The sequence below is a fragment of the Vibrio sp. CCUG 15886 genome, from assembly GCF_028570825.1.
Classification (GTDB): Bacteria; Pseudomonadota; Gammaproteobacteria; order Enterobacterales; family Vibrionaceae; genus Vibrio; species Vibrio vulnificus_B.
Genome location: NZ_JAQQBT010000058.1, coordinates 1 through 588, shown reverse-complemented (window position 1 = coordinate 588; position 588 = coordinate 1). Strand labels below are relative to the sequence as shown.

1 pseudogene is annotated in these 588 nt (G+C 42.7%); it reads left to right on the top strand.

The annotated features are described in order from the left end of the window. Positions 1-34: 34 nt before the first annotated feature. Positions 35-419 (top strand): annotated as a pseudogene (locus tag PQQ36_RS22550) (GNAT family N-acetyltransferase). Positions 420-588: the final 169 nt, after the last annotated feature.

Sequence of the window (588 nt, the reverse complement as noted above, 5' to 3'; positions counted from 1 at the left end):
GCGGCGTTATACGCTTTTGAGGAAATAATCCAATATGAACAAGGTAGTGTTCAGAAATTGCGATGAAAAGAGTGAGTATTGGGTTGCTCTAGAGAAGCTGTTTCAAACGGAATGGTCTGACTTTCTGTTTGTAGATACCTATAAACCTTCCACCGGTAATTGTTGCTCTCAGAGAGAACCAAGTTATTGGTGGTCTCGCTTATTCGCGCTTTACAGAACCTCATGGTGACTCAGAAGTTATTTGGCTTAACGCAGTCTTTGTATCCAATGAGTGGCGTGGTCAAGGTATTGCGAGTGAACTGATCAATCGAGGTGTTAGGCAAGTATCAGCAACAACTCAAAGTAACCTGTATGTTTACACAAATGTACCATCGTTGTATGAGTCTTTAGGTTGGTTAGCGGTTGATGTTGAAAGTTAGCCAAATCATAAGGTTATGAAAGTTCCGTTGTAGTGTCAGCACGCGTATAACAAACTGTTTAAGAGTGATTCGCAACGCGTGGCATTTTCACTATGCGTTGCGTTTAGTGTTTAAGGTGGTATGCGGCGGCATCGGTATTGCGTTGCTCACACCTTAACAGGGCGTTATG